We start from the raw sequence: 21203 nt of genomic DNA, 5'->3' as shown, positions 1-21203 counted from the left end.
GAGCGAACGCTCAGCCGGCCGTCGATTGTTCCAGACGGACCACGACCGACTTGCTGGCCGGGGTGTTGCTGGTGTCCGCCGTGGCGTCCAGCGGCACCAGCACGTTGGTCTCCGGGTAGTACGCCGCCGCGCACCCCCGCGCCGTCGGGTAGTACACGACCCGGAAGCCCGGCGCCCGCCGCTCCACGCCGTCCGACCACTCGCCGACCAGGTCCACGTAGGAGCCGTCCAGCACGTCCAGGTCGCGGGCGTCCGACGGGTTGACCAGGACCACCCGGCGGCCGTTCTTGATACCCCGGTAGCGGTCGTCCAGCCCGTAGATCGTGGTGTTGTACTGGTCGTGCGAGCGCAGCGTCTGGAGCAGCAGCCGCCCCTCGGGCAGCTCCGGGAACTCCACCGGCGCCGCCGTGAAGTTGGCCTTGCCGGTCGCCGTCGGGAAGCGGCGCTCGTCGCGCGGGGCGTGCGGCAGGGTGAAGCCGCCGGGGTGCGCCACGCGCGCGTTGAAGTCCTCGAAACCGGGGACCACGCGCCCGATGCGGTCACGGATCGCCCCGTAGTCCCGCTCGAACTCCTCCCACGGCACCGTGCTCTTCTCCCCGAGCACCCGCCGGGCCAGCCGGCACACGATGGCCGGCTCGGAGAGCAGGTGCCGGCTCGCCGGGTCCAGCCGCCCGCGCGAGGAGTGCACCATGCCCATCGAGTCCTCGACCGTCACGAACTGGTCGCCGCCCGCCTGCGTGTCCCGCTCGGTGCGCCCGAGGGTCGGCAGGATCAGCGCCCGCGCGCCCGTGACCGCGTGGGAGCGGTTCAGCTTGGTCGACACGTGCACCGTGAGCCGCGCCCGCCGCATGGCCGCCTCGGTGACCTCCGTGTCGGGGGAGGCCGACACGAAGTTGCCGCCCATCGCGAAGAACACCTTCGCCGCGCCGTCGCGCAGCGCCCGGATGCCGCGCACCACGTCGTACCCGTGCTCGCGCGGCATCGCGAAGCCGAACTCCTTCTCCATGGCGTCCAGGAACGCCGGGTCGGGACGCTCGAAGATGCCCATCGTGCGGTCGCCCTGCACGTTGGAGTGACCGCGCACCGGGCAGACGCCGGCGCCGGGGCGGCCGATGTTGCCGCGCAGCAGCAGGAAGTTCACGACCTCGCGGATCGTGGGCACCGAGTGCTTGTGCTGGGTGAGCCCCATCGCCCAGCAGACGATGGTGCGCTCGGAGGCGAGCACCATGCGCAGCGTCGCCTCGATGTCCTCGCGGCTCAGGCCGGTCGCCGTGAGGGTCTCGTCCCAGTCCGCCTCGCGCGCGGCCTTGGCGAACTCCTCGAATCCGTGGGTGTGTTCGCTGACGAAGCTCTCGTCGACCGCGCCCTCGGTCTCCAGGATCAGCTTGTTCAGCAGCCGGAACAGGGCCTGGTCGCCGCCGAGCCGTATCTGGAGGAACAGGTCGGTGAGCGAGGCGCCGGTGGTGAGCCCCTTGGGCGTCTGCGGGTTCTTGAACCGCTCCAGCCCGGCCTCGGGCAGCGGGTTGACGCTGATCACCTTCGCGCCGTTGGCCTTCGCCTTCTCCAGGGCGGAGAGCATGCGCGGGTGGTTGGTGCCCGGGTTCTGCCCGGCGACGATGATCAGGTCGGACTTGTACAGGTCCTCCAGCAGGACGCTGCCCTTGCCGACGCCGATCGTCTCCGACAGCGCCGAGCCGGACGACTCGTGGCACATGTTGGAGCAGTCCGGCAGGTTGTTGGTGCCCAGTTCGCGGGCGAAGAGCTGGTAAAGGAAGGCGGCCTCGTTGCTGGTGCGGCCGGAGGTGTAGAAGAGGGCCTCGTCCGGCGAGTCCAGGGCGGTGATCTCCTCGGCGACGATGTCGAAGGCGCGCTCCCAGGTGACCGGCTCGTAGTGCTCACCGCCCTCGGGCAGGTACACGGGGTGGGTGAGGCGGCCCTGCTGCCCGAGCCAGTAGCCGCTGCGGGTCGCCAGATCGGCCACCGAGTGCTCGGCGAAGAACGCCGGTGTCACCCGGCGCAGCGTGGCCTCCTCGGCCACGGCCTTCGCGCCGTTCTCGCAGAACTCCGCCGTGTGCCGGTGCTCCGGCTCCGGCCAGGCGCAGCCCGGACAGTCGAAACCTTTCTTCTGGTTGACGTTCAGCAGTGTCAGCGCCGTCCGCTTCACACCCATCTGCGCCTGTGCCATGCGCAGGCTGTGGCCGATGGCCGTCAGACCCGCCGCCGCGTGCTTGGGCTCGGCGACCTGCGGCGCGTCCTGCACCGGATCACTCTTGGGCGGCTTGCTGGCCATCGCTCGCTCCTTCGCTTTCACGTGTGAGGTACGTCTCCGATCCTCGCACGGGCCGCCGCCGGCCCGGCCGTCCGGCCGTGGGGGGATGCGGTGGCGGTCGTGAAGACGGTGGTTGCGCAGCCGTGCCGGAACCCGCCGGGGGAGGGGCCGGGCACCCGCTCGGAGGGCGTACGCCTGTACCGCCGCGCCCGGCGGCGGGAGCGGGCCGCGCGCCGGACCGGGCCGGGGCGGGCCCGGCTGTCGGTGGCACGTGGGAGGATCGGGGACGTGGCAGAGACAGCATCGAAGAAGACCGACAGCACCCCCGGCGGCGGCCGTCCGCGCCTCATGCTCATGGACGGGCACTCCCTGGCCTACCGCGCGTTCTTCGCGCTCCCCGCGGAGAACTTCACGACCGCGACGGGCCAGCCGACCAACGCGATCTACGGCTTCGCGTCGATGCTCGCCAACACGTTGCGTGACGAGGCGCCCACGCACTTCGCGGTGGCCTTCGACGTGTCCCGCAAGACCTGGCGCTCCGAGGAGTTCACGGAGTACAAGGCGAACCGCTCCAAGACCCCGGACGAGTTCAAGGGCCAGGTCGAGCTGATCTGCGAACTCCTCGACGTGATGCACGTCTCCCGCTTCGCCGTCGAGGGCTTCGAGGCGGACGACGTGATCGCCACCCTCGCCACCGAGGCCGAGGCCGAGGGCTTCGAGGTGCTGATCGTCACCGGCGACCGGGACTCCTTCCAGCTCGTCAGCGACCACACCACCGTGCTCTACCCGACCAAGGGCGTCTCCGAGCTGACCCGGTTCACCCCGGCGAAGGTCGTCGAGAAGTACGGACTGACCCCCGCCCAGTACCCGGACTTCGCCGCCCTGCGCGGCGACCCCTCGGACAACCTGCCCGGCATCCCCGGCGTCGGCGAGAAGACCGCCGCGAAGTGGATCAACCAGTTCGGCTCCTTCGCGGACCTGGTCGAGCGCGTCGACGAGGTCAAGGGCAAGGCCGGGCAGAACCTCCGCGACCACCTGGAGTCCGTCAAGCTCAACCGCCGCCTCACCGAGCTGGACCGCCGGGTCGCGCTGCCGAAGGCCGTCACCGACCTGGAGCGCACCGCCTACGACCGCAAGGGCGTCGCCCTGGTCCTGGACACCCTGGAGATCCGCAACCCGTCGCTGCGCGAGCGGCTCTACGCCGTCGACCCCGGCGCCCAGGAGGCGGAGGCCACCCCGGTCGTCGCCGACGGCGTCGAACTGGACGGCACCGTCCTCGGCACCGGCGAACTGGCCGGCTGGCTCGCCGGGCACGCCGCCGAGCCGCTCGGTGTCGCGCTGGTCGGCACCTGGGCGCTGGGCGCCGGCTCGGTGGCCGAGGTGGCCCTCGCCACGGGGGCGGGACCGGCCGCCTGGTTCGACCCGGCGCAGCTCGACGAGGCCGACGAGCGGGCCTTCGCCGGCTGGCTGTCCGACCCGGAGCGGCCCAAGGTCCTCCACGACGCCAAGAGCGCCATGCGGGTCCTCGCCGAGCACGGCTGGAGCGTCGCCGGCGTCGGCATGGACACCGCCCTCGCCGCGTACCTGGTCAAGCCGGGCCGCCGCTCCTTCGACCTGGACGCCCTCTCCCTGGAGTACCTGCACCGCGAGCTGGCCCCGGCCGCCGCGGCCGACGGGCAGCTCGCCTTCGGAGCGGACGAGGAGGCGGAGGCCGAGGCGCTCATGGTGCAGGCCCGTGCCGTCCTCGATCTGGGCGAGGCGTTCGAGGACCGGCTGCGCGAGGTCGGCGCCGCGGACCTGCTGCGCGACATGGAGCTGCCCACCTCGGCCCTGCTCGCCCGCATGGAGCGGCACGGCATCGCCGCCGACCGGGCCCACCTGGAGACCATGGAGCAGATGTTCGCCGGCGCCGTGCAGCAGGCGGTGAAGGAGGCCCACGCCGCGGCCGGACGCGAGTTCAACCTCGGCTCGCCCAAGCAGCTCCAGGAGGTCCTCTTCGGCGAGCTGAACCTGCCGAAGACCAAGAAGACCAAGACCGGCTACACCACCGACGCCGACGCCCTCGCCTGGCTCGCCGGCCAGACCGAGAACGAACTCCCGGTGATCATGCTCCGCCACCGTGAGCAGGCCAAGCTGCGCGTCACCGTCGAGGGCCTGATCAAGACCATCGCCGCGGACGGCCGCATCCACACCACGTTCAACCAGACCGTCGCCGCGACCGGCCGCCTCTCCTCCACCGACCCGAACCTCCAGAACATCCCGGTGCGCACCGACGAGGGCCGGGCCATCCGCCGCGGCTTCGTCGTCGGCGAGGGCTTCGAGTCCCTGATGACCGCCGACTACAGCCAGATCGAACTGCGGGTGATGGCCCACCTCTCCGAGGACGCGGGGCTCATCGAGGCGTTCACCTCCGGCGAGGACCTGCACACCACCGCCGCCGCGCAGGTCTTCTCCGTCGAGCCCGGCGCGGTCGACGCGGAGATGCGCCGCAAGATCAAGGCCATGTCGTACGGCCTCGCCTACGGGCTGTCGGCCTTCGGCCTCTCCCAGCAGCTCAACATCGAGGCGGCCGAGGCCCGCGGCCTCATGGACGCCTACTTCGAGCGGTTCGGCGGAGTCCGCGACTATCTGCGCCGGGTCGTCGACGAGGCGCGGGCCACCGGGTACACGGAGACGGTCTTCGGCCGCCGCCGGTACCTGCCCGACCTCAACAGCGACAACCGCCAGCGGCGCGAGATGGCCGAGCGCATGGCCCTCAACGCGCCCATCCAGGGCACGGCCGCCGACATCGTCAAGATCGCCATGCTCAACCTGGACAAGGCGCTGCGCGAGGCCGGCCACACCTCCCGCATGCTGCTCCAGGTCCACGACGAAATCGTCCTGGAGATCGCCCCCGGCGAGCGGTCCGCCGTGGAAGCCCTGGTCCGCCGCGAAATGGCCGACGCGGTGACCCTCAAGGTCCCCCTCGGCGTCTCGGTCGGCGTGGGCGACGACTGGGAATCCGCGGCGCACTAGCCTCCGGCGGGTGCGGGTGCGGGTGCGGGTGCGGGTGCGGGTGCGGGGCCCGGGGGAGGGCCGGGCCGGCGGTGCCCCCTCCTCCGGGGGCCTTGCCGCCCCGCCCGCCCCACGGGGGCGCACGAGAGCGCCGTCACTCAGGTGGCCCCCGCGAAAGGGGCATCACCACGAGGCGGCCCTGAGGATGCGGGCATGGGTATACGCCTGCTGCTCCTGCGACGGACCGCACCCGCACGGACGCGGACCGGCGGCCCCGGCCGTCCGTCCCTCTCACCGGTCCGGGCCGTCGCGCCCAGGGCGAGCACCCTCCGCGTCCCCCTCACCCTCGCCACGGCCCCCCGCCGCACGGCCGGCGCCCTGCGCCGCCTCGCCCGCCGGGCCCCTGACCTCCGCCGCCGGGCCCCGGCCTCCCGCCGCCGGGAGCCGGCCGGCTCACCCCCGCGAGACCGGGCCGCACCGGCCCCTCCGTCCGGGGCATCGCCCACCGTGCCCCCACGCCGGGCGGCGCCGGGGCGCTGGACCGGGCTGGCCCGTGCGGGCCGGGTGTTCGCCGACGGTCTGCGGGCGCGGGCCCGGACCGTACGGACGACGGCCTCCGGCGCCCTCGGCGCGCGCCCGAACCCCGCCCCCGCCTCGCCTCCCGCTCCCCGCCCGGCCGGACCGGACGCCGCGCCCTGAACCCGAGGCCGATCACGTGGGCCGTCGGCGCCGGGGGCGAGGCGTACGGACGAGGGCGGGGCCGACGCGCCCCTCACCGCACCGCCGTCCCCCTCGCCCCCGCCGCCTCCGCCTCTCCGTCCACGTCCTCGCCGCCCCCCACCGGACGCCTCGCCCGTACCGCCACCGCGTACAGCAGCAGCGCCGGGGCCAGCCCCGCGCCCGCGCCGAAGCAGAGGGACGGGACCAGCTCCCACGGGGCCGCGACCGCGCCCCAGACCTCCCACCACCGGTCCGCCCGCCGTACCGCGCCCGCCACCGCGCAGCCGCCGAGCAGCACCCCGGCCCAGACCCGGTCCCGTACGGACAGGTCCGGAACGCCCGCCGCCCGGCCCGCCGGCACGCGGCGCAGCGCCCGCACCAGGAAGGCGCCGATCGCCACCGCGGCCACGGCGGAACTGCCGTACTGCACCCACCAGTACAGCGGTGAGCCCGCGACGTCCCGGGCGAGTGCCGGGACCACCCGCGTCCCCCACCGGCCGGGGTGGGTGAAGGCGTCCCACACCACGTGCGTCAGCGCGCCCAGCACCGCCGAGCCGTACCACCACGCCACCAGCGACGCCCGAGGGCGCGCACGCGGCGCCCCGCACCGGACCAGCGCCGCCACGCGGCCCCGGCAGGACCCGGGGACCAGGGCCACCAGCGGTTCCCGCAGCAGCAGCCAGAGCCCCACCAGGGCCCAGGCGAGGAGGACGTCGACGGTGAGGACCCCCGGCAGGGAGTGCGTCACGTCCCCGAACCCCATCGCCCCGGAGACGAAACTGGCCGCGTAATAGGTCAGGTCCGGAGCGAAGGAGCCCGCCACGAGAACGGCCGGAACCAGTCGTCCCCGTCCCGTCCCGTCGGCCCGCACTCCGGGCAGCACGGCGGCGGCATGACTGAGCGTGAACGGCAACGCGGGCTCCTCATAGGGGCAAGTGGTGAAAATCGGACATGAACGGGTGCCCGCGCAAAGGAAGTTGCCGTAGGGTCGCCTGCGGGCACCGTACTGGTCGAACAGACGAACACCACGGCGCGGACGGCGTGGTGCAACCCCCGGCGCGGACCGAGCGTCACCCCCAGGGCGGAGAGGCTCGGCGACCACCGCGGCCGGGACGGACGGACGAGGGCGCGAGGGCGTCCACGGGAGGGGTTCACTCTATGGCGGCGCAATTCGGCAGGCGACTCCGCAAGGGCGCGGTCACCACCACCGTGGCGGCGGTCGCGGTCGCGGCGCTGTCCGCGTCCCAGGCCCCCGACGTGGCCGCCGGCGGACCCGGCACGGGTACCACCTCCGACACCGCCGCCCCAGGCGGCCCGGACGGCGACGACAGCGCCACCGGCAACTCGCCCTACTACACCGAACTGCCGCCGCTCAACAGCCCGAAACCCGCACCGGCCACCGGCACCCCCGAATCCCGGGGGCCGGCCGAGGCGGGGATACCCGCGACCGTCCTCGACGCCTACAAGAAGGCCGAGGCGGCGCTGCGCCGGGACAAGCCCGGCTGCAACCTCCCGTGGCAACTCCTCGCCGCCATCGGCAAGGTGGAATCCGGCCACGCCGGCGGCGGGCGCCTCGGCGCCGACGGGACCACCCTCACCCGGATCATCGGCCCCCAGCTCGACGGCAACGGCTTCGCGCTCATCAAGGACACCGACGGCGGCCGGTACGACGGCAACAGCCGGTACGACAACGCGGTCGGCCCCATGCAGTTCATTCCGTCGACCTGGGCCTGGGCGGGCCGCGACGGCAACGGCGACGGCGTCGAGGACCCGAACAACATCTACGACGCCACCCTCGCCGCCGGCCACTACCTGTGCCGCAACGGCTGGGACCTCTCCCGGCAAGCCGACCTCCGCCGCGCCGTACTCAGCTACAACGGCTCCGAGGACTACTACCGCACGGTCCTGTCCTGGCTGGAGTACTACCGCAAGAACACCCACGAGATCCCGGACGGCACCGGCCCGCTGCCCGGCGCCCGCAGCGACTCCGGCCGCGGCACGACCCGGCCCGGACCGACCACCCCCGGCACCGGCACCGGCGGCTCCACCGGCCCCCGGGCGCCGGGCGCCACCCCCGGCACCACCCCGAGCCCGTCGGCCCCCGCCCCCGGCACGCCGCCCCGGCCCACCGAGCCCACCCCGCCCGGCACCGGCTCCCCGAAGCCCGAACCGAGCGACCCGCCGACCGGGACGCCCACGCCCACACCCACGCCCACCGACACGGTGCACCACCTGGAGAACGCCGGCACGCCACGGCTCACCGCCACCGCGGGCGACGCCTTCGCCCAGCGCATCGGCACCCGGGCCGTGACAGAGGACGGCGAGGCCGTCGCCGGCGTCCGGGTCCGCTTCACCGTCACCGGCGACACCGACGCCGTCTTCGCCGACGGGGAGGCCGTCGCCACGGTCCGCACCGACGCCTCCGGCGTCGCCCACGCCCCCGAACTGCGGGCGGGCGAGAAGACCGGCGCCTTCACCGTCCGCGCCACCGTCGTCGGCCGCCTGATACCCGGCCTCTCCTACCGGGCCACCGTCACCGAACGCACCGCCGACACCCTCGTCCGCACCGCCGACACGCCGCTCACCTGCGTGCCCGGCGAGCGGTTCGAGGACCGGGTCCGGGTCAAGGCCACCCGCGAGGGCGAAGCCGCCGGCAAGGTCGCCGTCACCGCCACGCTCGTCACCTCCGAGGAGGACCCGGCCGAGAACGACAAGGGCCCCCACTTCAAGGACGCCGACGGCAACCCCGTCCGCACCCTCACCGGGCTGCGCACCGACGCCGACGGCCTGCTGACCCTGCCCGAGCTGTACGCCGACGACACCACCGGCACCTTCGTGCTCCGCCTCACCACCGCGGGCGGCGCCACGCTCGACGTCCTCCTGGAGGTCGCCGAGCCCGAGGCGGAACCGTCCCCCGGCCCGTCCACCGGCACCGACGCGCCCTGACCGGCCTCGCGCCGGGCGTGTCGCCCGCACCGGGGCGCCCCTGACGGTGTCCCGGGCGGGTCACCGCCCCAGCCGCGCCTTGGTGTGCCGGGTCGGCTCCGCCGACGCCGGGTCCTCGGGCCAGGGGTGCTTCGGATACCGGCCGCGCAGCTCCGCGCGCACACCGCGGTAGCCCTCCCGCCAGAAGGACGCCAGGTCCGCGGTGACCGCGGCCGGACGACCGGCCGGGGAGAGCAGGTGCACCAGGAGCGGGACGCCCGCCACCTCCGGCGAGCGCTGGAGCCCGAACATCTCCTGGAGCTTCACCGCGAGCACCGGCCGCTCCGGATCGCCGTAGTCGACCCGGACCCGGGAGCCGCTGGGCACGGTGATCCGCTCCGGTGCGAGCGCGTCGAGCCGCCCCGCCTCGCCCGACGCCCACGGCAGCAGCCGCGCCAGCGCCTGCCCGGCGTCGATCCGCGCCAGGTCCGCCCGCCGCCGCGCCCGGCTCAGCTCCGGCTCCAGCCACTGATCCACCCGCGCGTGCAGCGCCTCCTCGCCGACGTCCGGCCACGGCTCGCCCCGGTGCAGCCGCAGGAACGCCAGCCGCTGCCGCAGCACCCGCGCCTCGGCCGACCAGCGCAGCAGCCCGAACCCCTCCCGCCGCAACCCCTCCAGCAGCGCCTGCCGCACGAGCGCGGGGTCCGCGTCGCGCAGGGGCCGCGCGGCCAGCTCGACCGCGCCCAGCGCCTCGACCCGCCGGGCGACCACGTCGCCGTCCGCCCAGCGCACCTCGTCCCGCTCCGTCAGCAGCGCCCCCGCGGCGAGCCGGGCCGTCTCCTCGTCGACCGCGGCGGCGAGCCGCACGCGCGCGTGCCCCCGGCCCACCGGCCGGTCGGCCACCGCCACGGCGATCCACGGCGCGTCCCGCAGCCCCGACCCCTCCGGCAGCTCCGCCCGCGTCCCGGACGCCATCAGGTGCGAGCCGCCGTCCTTCCTCGCCACCCGCTCGGGGTACGCCAGCGCCGCCACGAGCCCCGCGAGCGCGTCCCCGGCCGACGGCACCACCACGCCCGGCGCCGGTCCGCCCGCCCCGCCCGCCGCCGACCGCAGCCGGCGCACCTCGGTCCGCCACCGGGCCCCGTAGGCGTCCCCGCCCCGCCGGGCCGCCCGTACGGCGGACGCCAGATCGTCCCCGTACTCGCGCGGCGGCTCCTCGCCGAGCAGCGCCACCACCTCGGCCACCGCCTCCGCGCCCCCGGCGTCGAGCAGCGCCCGCCCCAGCCGGGGATGCAGCCCCAGCCGCGCCAGCCGGACACCCCGCGCGGTGGCCCGCCCGGCGGGGTCCACCGCGCCCACGGCCGCCAGCACCGACCGCGCCGCGGCCATCGCCCCGGCCGGCGGCGCGTCCAGCAGCGCCAGACCGGAGGCGTCCGGATCACCCCAGCAGGCCGCCTGGAGCGCGAACGCCGTCAGATCGGCCACCTTGATCTCCGGCGCCGGGAACCGCGTCAGCCGCGCGTCCTCCGCCTCCGTCCAGCACCGGTACACCACGCCCGGCGCCTCCCGCCCCGCGCGCCCGGCCCGCTGCCGCGCCGACGCCCGCGAGACGCGCACCGTGGTCAGCGCGCTCAGCCCCCGCGCGTGGTCCACCCGCGGCTCCCGCGCCAGCCCCGCGTCCACCACCACCCGTACGCCCGGCACCGTCAGGGACGACTCCGCCACCGAGGTCGCCAGCACCACCCGGCGCCGCGCGGCCGGGCTCAGCACCGCGTCCTGCACCGCGGCGGGCGCCCGCCCGTGCACCTGGAGCACGTCCACGCCGCCGAGGTCCCCGAGGGCCCCCGCCACCCGGGCGATCTCCCCGACGCCGGGCAGGAAACAGAGCACGTCACCGTCGCGTTCGGACAGGGCCACGCGGATCACCGTCGCCACGTGGGCGGGGAGCGCCGGGTCCACGCGCGTGCCGTGCGGCGGCCGGAAGGGGCGGGCCGGCGGCGCCCACACCACCTCGACCGGGTACGACACGCCCGGAGCCTCGACCACCGGCGCGTCGCCCAGCAGCCGGGACCAGCCCTGCGCGTCCGTCGTCGCGGAGGCGGCCACCAGCCGCAAATCCGGCCGCAGCGTCTGCCGCACGTCCCACAGGAAGGCGGCCGTCGTGTCCGCGTCCAGATGCCGTTCGTGGCACTCGTCGAGCACCACCGCGTCGACACCGGTCAACTCCTGGTCGCGCTGGAGCCGCTGGAGCAGCACGCCGGTCGTGACGACCTCCACGCGCGTGTCCCGCCCCACGGCCCGTTCGCCGCGCACGGTGTAGCCGACACGCCCGCCCGGCCGTTCGCCCAGCAGCCATGCGATGCGCCGGGCCGCCGCGCGCGCCGCGATCCGCCGGGGCTCGGCCACGATCACCCGCCGCGGCGGCCCGTCGCCGAACAGGCCCGCCAGGGCCGGCGGCACCAGCGTGGTCTTCCCGGTGCCGGGCGGCGCGACCAGCACGGCCGTGCCGTGGTCCGCGAGGGCGTCGCGCAACGCCGGAAGGGCGGCGCGTACGGGCAGGGCGTCCAGGGCGTCGTCACGGATCACGCCCCCAGTGTCGTACGCCGCCCGGGGTGCCCCGTACGGCCAGGGTGCCGGGGGCCGTTCCCTACGCGCGCGTGGCGCGCGGCGAGGCGGGGGTGCGCGACGCGCGCGTGGCCGGCGGCCGGGCGTGCCGGGGAACGCGCGCGTGGCGGACGCCGGGGCGCGCGGGGTGGCTCAGTCGCGCTCGCAGACGAAGATCGCCGTCCCGGGGATGAGGTGCCCGCGCAGCGGGGACCAGCCGCCCCACTCGGAGGTGTTCCACTCCGGCCACTCCGGCTCCACCAGGTCCACCAGCCGGAACCCGGACGTGGCGACGTCCCGGACCCGGTCGCCGATCGTCCTGTGGTGCTCCACGTAGACCGCGCGGCCCTCCTCGTCCTGCTCGACGTAGGGCGTGCGGTCGAAGTAGGAGCCGGAGACCGACAGCCCCTCGGGGCCCGGCTCGTCCGGGAAGGCCCAGCGCAGCGGATGCGTCACCGAGAAGACGAACCGCCCGCCGGGCCGCAGCACCCGGCGCACCTCCCGCAGCACCAGCCGCGGATCGGCGACGAAGGGCAGCGCCCCGTAGGCCGAGCACGCCAGGTCGAAGGAGCCGTCCGCGAAGGGCAGGACGGAGGCGTCGGCGCAGACCAGCGGGAAGGAGCCGCCGATCCGCAGCGCGTGCTGGAGCTGGCGGTGGGAGAGGTCCAGGGCGACCGGGCGGGCGCCCTGGGCGGCCAGCCAGCGCGCGCACTGGGCGGCGCCGGCGCCGATCTCCAGGACGTCCTTGCCCGTCAGCTCCTCCGACGGGCCGAGCAGCTCCGCCTCGACCTCGTCCAGCCCCTCGGGGCACCACACGAAACGCGCGTCGCCGAGGAAGGTGCCGTGCTCGGTCTGGTACTCGTCCGCGTTCCTGTCCCACCAGCCGCGGTTGGCGCGGGAACTCTCCGTGACCCCCGCGGCGCGGCGGGTGGCCTCGGGCTCGGGCACCTCGGTCCGGGGTCCTTCGGGCTCTTGGATGGCGGGCTCCCTCGTACTAGTCTTCGGCTCTTCCGAAGGTCTTTCGGCTCGTGCGACACGCCGGGTCCGGACGTCGCGCACGGGGCGCGGAAGCGTCCCTGTGGCTTCCGGAGACGACTCGTCCGCCGGGTATGCGAGGATCTGTCCCGGGTGTGCGGCTTCGCGCATTGACCCTGCCCGGCTGCCCACGTATGCTACAAGTTGCGCTGCGGGCCTGCGCACCTCAGACGTAGCAGGTCGCGCTCGCATCTGTTGTATGTCCCCTCGGTTCTTGAGGCGCCACTGATTTTCGGGGCGCTTCCTTGGCTGTCCGGCTTCTTCAGAGCGAAAAGGGCTCCCGGCGCAAGCAGTGCCTACGACTTCAATGTCCGTACCGGAGCCCTTTCCCACATGACGAGCAGCACCGAGACCACCGCCACCACCCCGCAGGTAGCGGTCAACGACATCGGTAACGAGGAAGCCTTCCTCGCCGCGATCGACGAGACGATCAAGTACTTCAACGACGGCGACATCGTCGACGGCGTCATCGTGAAGGTCGACCGGGACGAGGTCCTGCTCGACATCGGTTACAAGACCGAAGGTGTCATCCCGAGCCGCGAGCTCTCGATCAAGCACGACGTCGACCCCAATGAGGTCGTTGCCGTCGGCGACGAGATCGAGGCCCTGGTCCTTCAGAAGGAGGACAAGGAAGGCCGCCTGATCCTCTCGAAGAAGCGCGCCCAGTACGAGCGTGCCTGGGGCACCATCGAGAAGATCAAGGAAGAGGACGGCATCGTCACCGGTACCGTCATCGAGGTCGTCAAGGGTGGTCTCATCCTCGACATCGGCCTCCGCGGCTTCCTCCCGGCCTCCCTGGTCGAGATGCGCCGCGTCCGCGACCTCCAGCCCTACGTGGGCAAGGAGCTCGAGGCGAAGATCATCGAGCTGGACAAGAACCGCAACAACGTGGTCCTGTCCCGCCGTGCCTGGCTGGAGCAGACCCAGTCCGAGGTCCGCCAGACCTTCCTCACCACCCTCCAGAAGGGTCAGGTGCGGTCCGGCGTCGTCTCCTCGATCGTCAACTTCGGTGCCTTCGTGGACCTGGGTGGCGTCGACGGTCTGGTCCACGTCTCCGAGCTGTCCTGGAAGCACATCGACCACCCCTCCGAAGTCGTCGAGGTCGGCCAGGAGGTCACGGTCGAGGTCCTCGACGTCGACATGGACCGCGAGCGCGTCTCCCTGTCGCTGAAGGCGACCCAGGAAGACCCGTGGCAGCAGTTCGCCCGGACCCACCAGATCGGCCAGGTCGTCCCCGGCAAGGTCACGAAGCTGGTTCCGTTCGGTGCGTTCGTCCGCGTCGACGAGGGCATCGAGGGCCTGGTCCACATCTCCGAGCTGGCCGAGCGCCACGTGGAGATCCCGGAGCAGGTCGTCCAGGTCAACGACGAGATCTTCGTCAAGGTCATCGACATCGACCTCGAGCGCCGCCGCATCAGCCTCTCGCTGAAGCAGGCCAACGAGGCGTTCGGTGCCGACCCGTCCGCGGTCGAGTTCGACCCGACCCTGTACGGCATGGCCGCGTCCTACGACGACCAGGGCAACTACATCTACCCCGAGGGCTTCGACCCCGAGACCAACGACTGGCTCGAGGGGTACGAGACCCAGCGCGAGGCGTGGGAGACCCAGTACGCCGAGGCGCAGCAGCGCTTCGAGCAGCACCAGGCGCAGGTCATCAAGTCCCGCGAGGCGGACGAGAAGGCCGCTGCCGAGGGTGGCGAGGCCGCCGCTCCGGCCGCGTCCGGTGGCGGTTCGTACTCGTCCGAGGGCGGCGACAACTCCGGCGCCCTGGCGTCGGACGAGGCGCTGGCCGCGCTGCGCGAGAAGCTGGCCGGCGGCCAGAGCTGAGCGCGCGCTGAGCAGAGGCTCCACGGCGAGCCGTAGCTCGTGAAGCGAGGGCCCGCACCCCGATCGGGGTGCGGGCCCTCGCCGCGTCCGCCGAGGGGACCCGGGCCCGCGAGGGGAGCACCTGTTCGGCGGCGCCCACGGGGAATGTCCGGGCAGGGGCCCGCGTTGTGAGTGACGAACACGAGGAGGGGAGCGGTCACGTGCTTGATCCGCGGGAGCTGTACGCATGGGAGCCGAAGGGCCTGGCGGTCGTCGACCTGGCGCTGGCCCAGGAGTCGGCCGGACTGGTCATGCTCTACCACTTCGACGGCTACATCGACGCCGGCGAGACCGGCGACCAGATCGTCGACCAGGTGCTGGACTCGCTGCCCCACCAGGTCGTCGCCCGGTTCGACCACGACCGGCTCGTCGACTACCGCGCCCGCCGTCCCCTGCTGACCTTCAAGCGGGACACCTGGACGGAGTACGAGGACCCCGTCATCGAGGTGCGGATGGTCCAGGACACCACCGGGGCACCCTTCCTGCTGCTCTCCGGCCCCGAACCGGACGTCGAGTGGGAGCGCTTCGCCGCGGCCGTCGGGCAGATCGTGGAACGCCTCGGCGTCCGCCTCGCCGTGAACTTCCACGGCATCCCCATGGGCGTCCCCCACACCCGTCCCGTCGGCATCACCCCGCACGGCAACCGCACCGACCTCGTCCCCGGTCACCGCAGCCCCTTCGAGGAGGCCCAGGTCCCCGGCAGCGCCGAGGCGCTGGTCGAGTACCGGCTGATGCAGGCCGGCCACGAGGTCCTCGGCGTCGCCGCGCACGTGCCGCACTACATCGCCCGCTCCCCGTACCCGGACGCGGCGCTGACCGTCCTGGAGACCATCACGGCCGCGACCGGCCTGGTCCTGCCCGGCATCGCGCATTCCCTGCGCACCGAGGCCCACCGCACCCAGACCGAGATCGACCGCCAGGTCCAGGAGGGCGACGAGGAGCTGACCGCCCTCATCCAGGGCCTGGAGCACCAGTACGACGCCGCCGCCGGCGCCGAGAGCCGGGGCAACATGCTCGCCGAGCCCGTCGAGATCCCCTCGGCGGACGAGATCGGCCGCGAGTTCGAACGGTTCCTGGCCGAGCGGGAGGGCGAGGGCTGACGTGCCCGGCGGGACGTTGCCGCCGGAGGCGGGCCCCGTCTCAGGGCGGTGTGAGGGGCAGGGCCTAAGCTGCCGTCCATGCTGACGGTGGGCCTGACCGGTGGAATCGGCGCCGGCAAGAGCGAGGTGTCGCGGCTGCTCGTCGAGTACGGGGCCGTACTCGTCGACGCGGACCGCATCGCGCGCGAGGTGGTCGAGCCGGGGACGCCCGGACTCGCCGCCGTCGTCGAGGCGTTCGGCGACGGCGTCCTCACCGCGGACGGCCGCCTCGACCGGCCGAAACTCGGCTCCCTGGTCTTCGCCGACCCGGAGAAGCTCGCCGTCCTCAACGGTATCGTCCACCCGCTGGTCGGCGCCCGCTCCCGTGAGCTGGAGGCCGCCGCTCCGCGTGACGCCGTCGTCGTCCACGACGTCCCCCTCCTCACCGAGAACGGGCTCGCCCCCCTCTACGACGTGGTCGTCGTCGTCGACACCGACCCCGCCACCCAGCTCGACCGGCTGGTGCGGCTGCGCGGCATGACCGAGGCGGATGCCCGCGCCCGCATGAACGCGCAGGCCACCCGGGAGGAGCGCCGGGCGGTCGCGGACATCGTCATCGACAACGACGTACCCCTGGACCAACTGCGGCGCCGCGTACGCGAGGTGTGGGACGAACTGGCCCGCCGGGCCCACACCACCGCCTGAGGACGACCCGGTTCCGGCCGCCCCCGGGAATACCGGCCGGCGTACGGGCGTTGACCGCTGTTTCCGGCGAAGGAAGGACTCTGTCGTGGCCGAGAACCGCGGTTCGACCGGACGCACTCCGGAAACGGACGTCATCGACTTCCGCGCCGCCGAGCAGTTGCTCGCGGCCCGGGACCCACGGGGAGCGGTGAAACTGCTCGACGGGGTCATCGCCGCCCACCCGGAGAACACCGCGGCCCGGCTGCTGCGCGCACGGGCCTTCTTCGCGGCGGCGCAGCTCCGGCCGGCGGAGCTGGAGTTCACCATCGTCCTGGAACGCGAGCCGGACAACGCCTTCGCGCACTTCGCCCTGGCCCGTACCTACGAACGCCGGGGCTGTCCCGACCAGGCCCGACGCCACTTCCGGCTGGCCGCGGCCCTGGACCCGAACCCGGAGTACGTGCAGCAGGCACGGTTCGACGGGTGAGGGCGATGGTGAGGACGGGGTGAGGGTGCGGACGGCGTGGGGCGGGGCGAGCGCTGCCTGAGACCGCCGAGGGTTCTGACGGGGCTTGTCTACGGATGGTCCCGCGGGGGCCGGTAGGGCGGGATGTCGCGGCCGGGCTGGTAGTGCGGGCCCTGCCGGATGTGCCGGACGATCACGCCCAGGTCGACCATGACGATCACCCACAGCACACCGCACGCGGCGGCCCAGCCGGGACGCCCGGTGAGCGCGAAGACGGTCGTGCCGAAGACCGCCCAGACCAGGCCCCACAGGCTCAGCCAGAACCGCGCCCGCAGCGCACTGCGCGCGGTGGCCGGTTCACTGCCTGTACGCATGGCTACCACCCACTCCTACGGCCACGGTACTGCGGACGTGTCGGGGACGTCGGTGGGCCGGTCTCTGCCCCGACCCGGTCGGCGGGCCGGCCCTGACCGAGGACCTTCCGCCGTGTACCGGTCACGCGAAGCTCCCCGGGAAACGCGCCGCAGGCCATCGCGTTCTCGTTCGAGTGAATCGGTTCGGAGGGGGAACGGCTGTGCGGACCCGGCCCGTTGGACGGGCATGGAGGCGAAGACGAGAGCGGGACACGAGGGGACAGGACCCGGAGCCATCACCCCGGACGGCTGCGCCGTGGAGGTGTACGCGCGGCTGTCCGTCGGCCCGGAGCCGGACATCGTCGAGGCGGCGGTGCCCGCGGGCGCGCGCATCCTCGAACTGGGCTGCGGAGTGGGCCGCGTGACCCACCCGCTGCTGGAGCGCGGATTCACCGTCACGGCGGTCGACGAATCCGCCGAGATGCTGGAACGCGTGCGCGGCGCACGGACCATACGGGCGGCCATCGAGGACCTGGACCTGGCCGAGACCTTCGACGCGGTGATGCTGGCCTCGTGCCTCGTCCACACCGGCGACACCGAGTTGCGGCGCCGCCTGCTGCGGAGCTGCGTCCGCCATGTCGCGGAGGGCGGCTGCGTCCTGATCCAGCGCGAGAGGGCCGACGCCCACACCGACGTCCCGCGCGAACGCCCGGACCCGGCCGGCTTCACCATACGCATCGCGTCGGTGGAGCCGGAGGGCGACGGCGTCGACCGCGTCCGCGCGGAGTACGTGTTCCCGGAGACGGTCTGGACGCAGACCTTCCGCTCCCGGGCACTGACGCGGGAACAGTTCGAGACGGCGCTCGAAGAGGCGGGGCTGCGCGTGGACCGGTATCTGACCGACGACGAGACCTGGGTGCGGGCGGTGCCGATGACCTGACCTGACCGGCCCGGCTCAGCGGATGGAGGCGGGTGCGGGCGGCCGTGCCCGGCGCCGTGGAGTCAGTGCCCTTCCGGGTGGCCGGGGGCGTGCAGTCCGCGCAGGCGCTCCATCTCCCGGCGGTCGCGCTTGGTGGGGCGTCCCGTGCCGCGGTCCCGGATACCGGCCGGGGCGACGGCCTCCCGGGGCGGGGGCGGCGGGGAGTTGTCGAGGTAGCACTGGACGGCGACGGGGGCGCCGACCCGCTTGCGGATCAGCCGCTTCACGACGACGACCCGCTCCCGACCGTCGTGCCGCAGGCGCACCTCGTCACCGACGCGCAGGGCGTACGCGGGCTTGACGCGCTCCCCGTTCACCCGGACGTGGCCGCCCCGGCAGGCGGTCGCGCCGAGCGAACGCGTCTTGATCAGGCGGACGGCCCAGATCCAACTGTCGACGCGGACGGTCTCGCCGTGCTGCGGCCGGGCCGCCTCGGCGGCGGCGACGGCGGTGGTCGTCTTCGGATCGGGGGTCTCCCCGCCGGGGGCACCGGCGTCGCGCCCGCCCTCGTCATGCTCGGAAGCCATGCTCCGACCTTAGCCGTCCGGCCCCGCACACGGGAGCGGCTTTCCTGCCGCCTCGCTCGCGCCGCCAGGGCCGTCGTGGCGGTCATGCCACGCCGGGTCCCGGAGGGGGGAGGGGCGGGGGCGGGGCGGGGCGACAAGGATGGCACCCGACGCTACCGGCACCGGCGGGCGGCCCGTCCCACCCGCGTCCTACCGTGGAGGCATGGAGACCAGCGGCCTCGCCCGACTCGACCGGCGGATCACGGGGTGCCGTGCCTGTCCACGGCTGGTCGCCTGGCGGGAGGAGGTGGCCCGGACCAGACGGCCGGCCTTCGCCGACTGGACGTACTGGGGCCGCCCGGTGCCGGGCTTCGGCCCGCCGGACGCACGCCTGCTGATCATCGGCCTCGCCCCCGCCGCCCACGGCGGCAACCGTACGGGCCGGATGTTCACCGGCGACCGCTCCGGCGATGTCCTGTACCGGGTGCTGTACGAGCTGGGCCTCGCCTCGCAGCCCACCTCCGTGACCGCCGACGACGGCCTGGCGCTGCACGGCGTACGCGTCACCTCGCCCGTGCACTGCGCCCCGCCCGCCAACAAGCCGACGCCCGCCGAACGCGACACCTGCCGGCCCTGGCTGGTCCGGGAACTGGGGCTGCTCCGGCCGACCCTGCGGGCCGTGGTGGTGCTCGGCGCCTTCGGCTGGCAGGCCACGCTGCCCGTGTTCACGGCGGCCGGCTGGACCGTGCCCCGGCCCCGGCCGGCCTTCGGACACGGCGCGCACGTCCTGCTGGACGCCCCCGACGAGGAGCCCCTGCACCTCTTCGGCTGCTACCACGTCAGCCAGCGCAACACCTTCACCGGCCGTCTCACCCCCGACATGCTCCGCGACGTCCTGCGCACCGCGGCCGGCGCCGCCGGCCTGCCCACGACGGACGAGAGCGGCACCGCGGAAATCCGATGAGCGGTCCGGGCCCGCGGCGCTAGGGTGCCCCGATGGGCCTTCATCCACCGATCGAGCCGTACGACCACGGCCTCCTCGACGTCGGCGACGGCAACCGGGTGTACTGGGAGACCTGCGGAAACCCGGACGGCAAACCGGCCGTGGTCCTGCACGGCGGCCCCGGTTCGGGCACCAGCGCCAACCACCGGCGGTACTTCGACCCCGCCGCCTACCGGATCGTGCTGCTCGACCAGCGCGGCGCCGGACGGTCGCGGCCCCGCGCGAGCGACCACGACACCGACATGAGCGTCAACACGACCGCCCACGTGATGGCCGACCTGGAGCGGCTGCGCGGGCACCTGGGCATCGAACGGTGGCTGGTGTGGGGCGTGTCCTGGGGGTCCGTGCTCGCGCTGCGGTACGCGCAGACCCACCCCGGCGTCGTCTCCGAACTGGTGCTGACCGGCGTCGCCACCGGCTCCCGCGCCGAGGTGGAACTGCTGACCCGCGGACTGGGCAAGATCTTCCCGGCGGCCCACGAACGGTTCCTGGCCGAGCTGCCCGAGGGCGAGCGCGAGGACCCGGTCGCCGCCTACCACCGCCTGCTGGAGTCGCCCGACCCGCGGGTCCGGGCCCGTGCCGCGCGGGCGTGGACCGACTGGGAGACCGCGACCATCCCCGCGCCGCCCGGCTCGGTCGCCCGGTACGAGGACCCGGAGTTCCGCCTCGGCTTCGCCCGCACCGTCACGCACTACTGGGCCCACGACCACTTCCTCGGCGAGGGCGGCGACCAGGGCGTGGTCCTGCGCGACGCCCACCTGCTGGAGGGCGTCCCCGGCACCCTCGTGCAGGGCAGCCTCGACTTCGGCAACCTGCTCGGCATCGTCTGGCGGCTCCACCACGCCTGGCCCGGCAGCCGCCTGGTGATCGTCGACGAGGCCGGACACGACGCAGGCGCCGTCGGCGACGACGCCCTGCTGCGAGCGACGGACACCTACGCGCGCCCCACCACCTGACCGGCCTTCTCCGTACGGCGCTCGCTGCCGCCGCCGACTAACCGGGGCGCCTTCGACCCGGCCGGCGTACGCGCCCTCGGCCGGCCCGGAGAGGTCGGCGAGATCGGCTCCTGGGGCGGCGGTGTCTTCAACGGGGGAGCGTGACGGGCCAACGCCGAGGCGGGCCGCTCACGTTCCACCTGGCCGGCATCCCCACCTGTCTGCCGGTCGCCTCTGCCGGTCGCCGAACTCGCCGTCAACGAGGTACCGCGCGGCACGCTCCCGCGCCCCGCCTACCCGGACGCCCTGCGTGCCACCGCCCCCGAGCGCCGGCACGGCATGGCCACCGCCACCCTCGCCCACGCCAAGGCGGGCCACGCTCCCCGGGGCGCCGTCACCCAGGTCGCGGGCGCCCTGGTGCTCGCCGCGGCACAGACCGCCCACGCCGTCCTCGCCGCACGCGGGGAGTGGGTGACCAAGGAGAAGGGGCTCCTCGCCCGAGCCGGCCTGGCGGACGCCGTCGACGCACTGACGACCGGTCTGACCTCCGACCCGGAGATCCTTATCCGGACCCCGACGGAAGCGGAGCGGCTGACTCACTTCCCGGCCCGTGACATGTCCTGACCGGTGAGGCCGGAGGCTGTCCGCGGTGGAGCTCCTGTGCCGGCACGACGGCGTGGGGTCCGTTCTTCCCGTCGGCCCGTCGGTCACTGCCGCTGACGGGCCGTCGCACAGGAGGAACCCCTGTCGCTCCCCGAGATCGTTTCGCGTGCCGACCCGCGGGG

Annotated in this window: 15 protein-coding genes and 1 pseudogene; 10 read left to right on the top strand and 6 right to left on the bottom strand. The window is 74.2% G+C overall.

Annotated elements, in window-relative coordinates; translation table 11 throughout:
• Positions 1 to 10: 10 nt before the first annotated feature.
• Positions 11 to 2290 (bottom strand): FdhF/YdeP family oxidoreductase, encoded by a 2280-nt coding sequence (locus J5Y05_RS28685; protein ID WP_210876198.1) that lies wholly within the window; start codon positions 2288 to 2290, stop codon positions 11 to 13.
• A 267-nt stretch (positions 2291 to 2557) separates the two neighbouring features.
• On the opposite strand from J5Y05_RS28685, the gene polA reads away from it, so the two are divergent.
• The gene (gene polA, locus J5Y05_RS28680; RefSeq protein ID WP_210876197.1) at positions 2558 to 5284 is read left to right on the top strand and encodes a DNA polymerase I; all 2727 of its coding nucleotides are present in this window, start codon (positions 2558 to 2560) and stop codon (positions 5282 to 5284) included.
• Between the two features lie 751 nt (positions 5285 to 6035).
• On the opposite strand, the gene J5Y05_RS28675 is transcribed toward polA, so the two are convergent.
• Positions 6036 to 6896: a DUF4184 family protein gene (locus tag J5Y05_RS28675; protein ID WP_210876196.1), complete on the bottom strand. Its 861-nt coding sequence runs from the start codon at positions 6894 to 6896 to the stop codon at positions 6036 to 6038.
• A 245-nt stretch (positions 6897 to 7141) separates the two neighbouring features.
• Here J5Y05_RS28675 and J5Y05_RS28670 point away from each other — a divergent pair, with 245 nt between their 5' ends.
• The gene (locus J5Y05_RS28670; protein WP_210876195.1) at positions 7142 to 8929 is read left to right on the top strand and encodes a lytic transglycosylase domain-containing protein; all 1788 of its coding nucleotides are present in this window, start codon (positions 7142 to 7144) and stop codon (positions 8927 to 8929) included.
• A gap of 60 nt (positions 8930 to 8989) precedes the next feature.
• Here J5Y05_RS28670 and hrpB read toward each other — a convergent pair whose 3' ends face one another.
• Positions 8990 to 11494, bottom strand: a complete 2505-nt coding sequence (gene hrpB / locus J5Y05_RS28665) for an ATP-dependent helicase HrpB (protein WP_210876194.1) — start codon at positions 11492 to 11494, stop codon at positions 8990 to 8992.
• A 171-nt stretch (positions 11495 to 11665) separates the two neighbouring features.
• Complete coding sequence (locus J5Y05_RS28660) at positions 11666 to 12658, bottom strand: class I SAM-dependent methyltransferase (RefSeq protein ID WP_372450534.1); 993 nt, start codon at positions 12656 to 12658, stop codon at positions 11666 to 11668.
• A gap of 222 nt (positions 12659 to 12880) precedes the next feature.
• On the opposite strand from J5Y05_RS28660, the gene rpsA reads away from it, so the two are divergent.
• From rpsA to J5Y05_RS28640, 4 genes are all read left to right on the top strand, one after another.
• Entirely contained in the window at positions 12881 to 14374 is a 1494-nt protein-coding gene (gene rpsA / locus J5Y05_RS28655) for a 30S ribosomal protein S1 (RefSeq protein ID WP_210876193.1), read from the top strand.
• Between the two features lie 200 nt (positions 14375 to 14574).
• Entirely contained in the window at positions 14575 to 15513 is a 939-nt protein-coding gene (locus J5Y05_RS28650; protein WP_210876192.1) for a PAC2 family protein, read from the top strand.
• A 78-nt stretch (positions 15514 to 15591) separates the two neighbouring features.
• Positions 15592 to 16197 carry a dephospho-CoA kinase gene (gene coaE / locus J5Y05_RS28645; protein WP_210876191.1) on the top strand — a complete coding sequence of 202 codons (606 nt, stop codon included), beginning with the start codon at positions 15592 to 15594 and terminating at the stop codon, positions 16195 to 16197.
• A gap of 85 nt (positions 16198 to 16282) precedes the next feature.
• Positions 16283 to 16663 carry a tetratricopeptide repeat protein gene (locus J5Y05_RS28640; RefSeq protein ID WP_030417932.1) on the top strand — a complete coding sequence of 127 codons (381 nt, stop codon included), beginning with the start codon at positions 16283 to 16285 and terminating at the stop codon, positions 16661 to 16663.
• 89 nt (positions 16664 to 16752) lie between these two features.
• Here the strand turns inward: J5Y05_RS28640 and J5Y05_RS28635 are convergent, their stop codons facing one another.
• Entirely contained in the window at positions 16753 to 17016 is a 264-nt protein-coding gene (locus tag J5Y05_RS28635) for a DUF6343 family protein (RefSeq protein ID WP_210876190.1), read from the bottom strand.
• Between the two features lie 226 nt (positions 17017 to 17242).
• Here J5Y05_RS28635 and J5Y05_RS28630 point away from each other — a divergent pair, with 226 nt between their 5' ends.
• On the top strand, positions 17243 to 17935 hold the full coding sequence (locus tag J5Y05_RS28630) for a class I SAM-dependent methyltransferase (RefSeq protein ID WP_210876189.1): 693 nt from the start codon (positions 17243 to 17245) through the stop codon (positions 17933 to 17935).
• A gap of 62 nt (positions 17936 to 17997) precedes the next feature.
• Here J5Y05_RS28630 and J5Y05_RS28625 read toward each other — a convergent pair whose 3' ends face one another.
• A complete protein-coding gene (locus tag J5Y05_RS28625) occupies positions 17998 to 18501 on the bottom strand; it encodes an RNA-binding S4 domain-containing protein (protein ID WP_210876188.1) in 504 nt (167 codons plus the stop codon).
• A gap of 202 nt (positions 18502 to 18703) precedes the next feature.
• Between J5Y05_RS28625 and J5Y05_RS28620 the strand changes: the two genes are divergently transcribed.
• The 3 genes and pseudogenes from J5Y05_RS28620 to J5Y05_RS32705 form a co-directional block, all read left to right on the top strand.
• On the top strand, positions 18704 to 19444 hold the full coding sequence (locus tag J5Y05_RS28620; protein ID WP_210876187.1) for a uracil-DNA glycosylase: 741 nt from the start codon (positions 18704 to 18706) through the stop codon (positions 19442 to 19444).
• A 32-nt stretch (positions 19445 to 19476) separates the two neighbouring features.
• Positions 19477 to 20439 carry a prolyl aminopeptidase gene (pip, locus tag J5Y05_RS28615; RefSeq protein ID WP_210876186.1) on the top strand — a complete coding sequence of 321 codons (963 nt, stop codon included), beginning with the start codon at positions 19477 to 19479 and terminating at the stop codon, positions 20437 to 20439.
• 42 nt (positions 20440 to 20481) lie between these two features.
• Positions 20482 to 21042 (top strand): annotated as a pseudogene (locus J5Y05_RS32705) (nucleotidyltransferase domain-containing protein); the annotation flags it as partial.
• Between the last annotated feature and the right edge of the window lie 161 nt (positions 21043 to 21203).

The sequence above is a fragment of the Streptomyces tagetis genome, from assembly GCF_018069565.1.
Taxonomy (GTDB): domain Bacteria; phylum Actinomycetota; class Actinomycetes; order Streptomycetales; family Streptomycetaceae; genus Streptomyces; species Streptomyces tagetis.
The sequence above is the reverse complement of the archived record's forward strand: the minus strand, read 5'-3'. Positions and strand labels throughout refer to the sequence as shown.

Excerpts from the sequence above, each read along its gene's own strand:
- J5Y05_RS28620 (WP_210876187.1), top strand. The coding sequence starts at position 18,704 with ATGGAGACCAGCGGCCTCGCCCGACTCGACCGGCGGATCACGGGGTGC.
- coaE (WP_210876191.1), top strand. The coding sequence starts at position 15,592 with ATGCTGACGGTGGGCCTGACCGGTGGAATCGGCGCCGGCAAGAGCGAG.
- J5Y05_RS28630 (WP_210876189.1), top strand. The coding sequence starts at position 17,243 with ATGGAGGCGAAGACGAGAGCGGGACACGAGGGGACAGGACCCGGAGCC.
- J5Y05_RS28660 (WP_372450534.1), bottom strand. The coding sequence starts at position 12,658 with ATGCGCGAAGCCGCACACCCGGGACAGATCCTCGCATACCCGGCGGAC.
- rpsA (WP_210876193.1), top strand. The coding sequence starts at position 12,881 with ATGACGAGCAGCACCGAGACCACCGCCACCACCCCGCAGGTAGCGGTC.
- pip (WP_210876186.1), top strand. The coding sequence starts at position 19,477 with ATGGGCCTTCATCCACCGATCGAGCCGTACGACCACGGCCTCCTCGAC.
- J5Y05_RS28635 (WP_210876190.1), bottom strand. The coding sequence starts at position 17,016 with ATGCGTACAGGCAGTGAACCGGCCACCGCGCGCAGTGCGCTGCGGGCG.
- J5Y05_RS28670 (WP_210876195.1), top strand. The coding sequence starts at position 7,142 with ATGGCGGCGCAATTCGGCAGGCGACTCCGCAAGGGCGCGGTCACCACC.
- J5Y05_RS28625 (WP_210876188.1), bottom strand. The coding sequence starts at position 18,501 with ATGGCTTCCGAGCATGACGAGGGCGGGCGCGACGCCGGTGCCCCCGGC.
- J5Y05_RS28685 (WP_210876198.1), bottom strand. The coding sequence starts at position 2,290 with ATGGCCAGCAAGCCGCCCAAGAGTGATCCGGTGCAGGACGCGCCGCAG.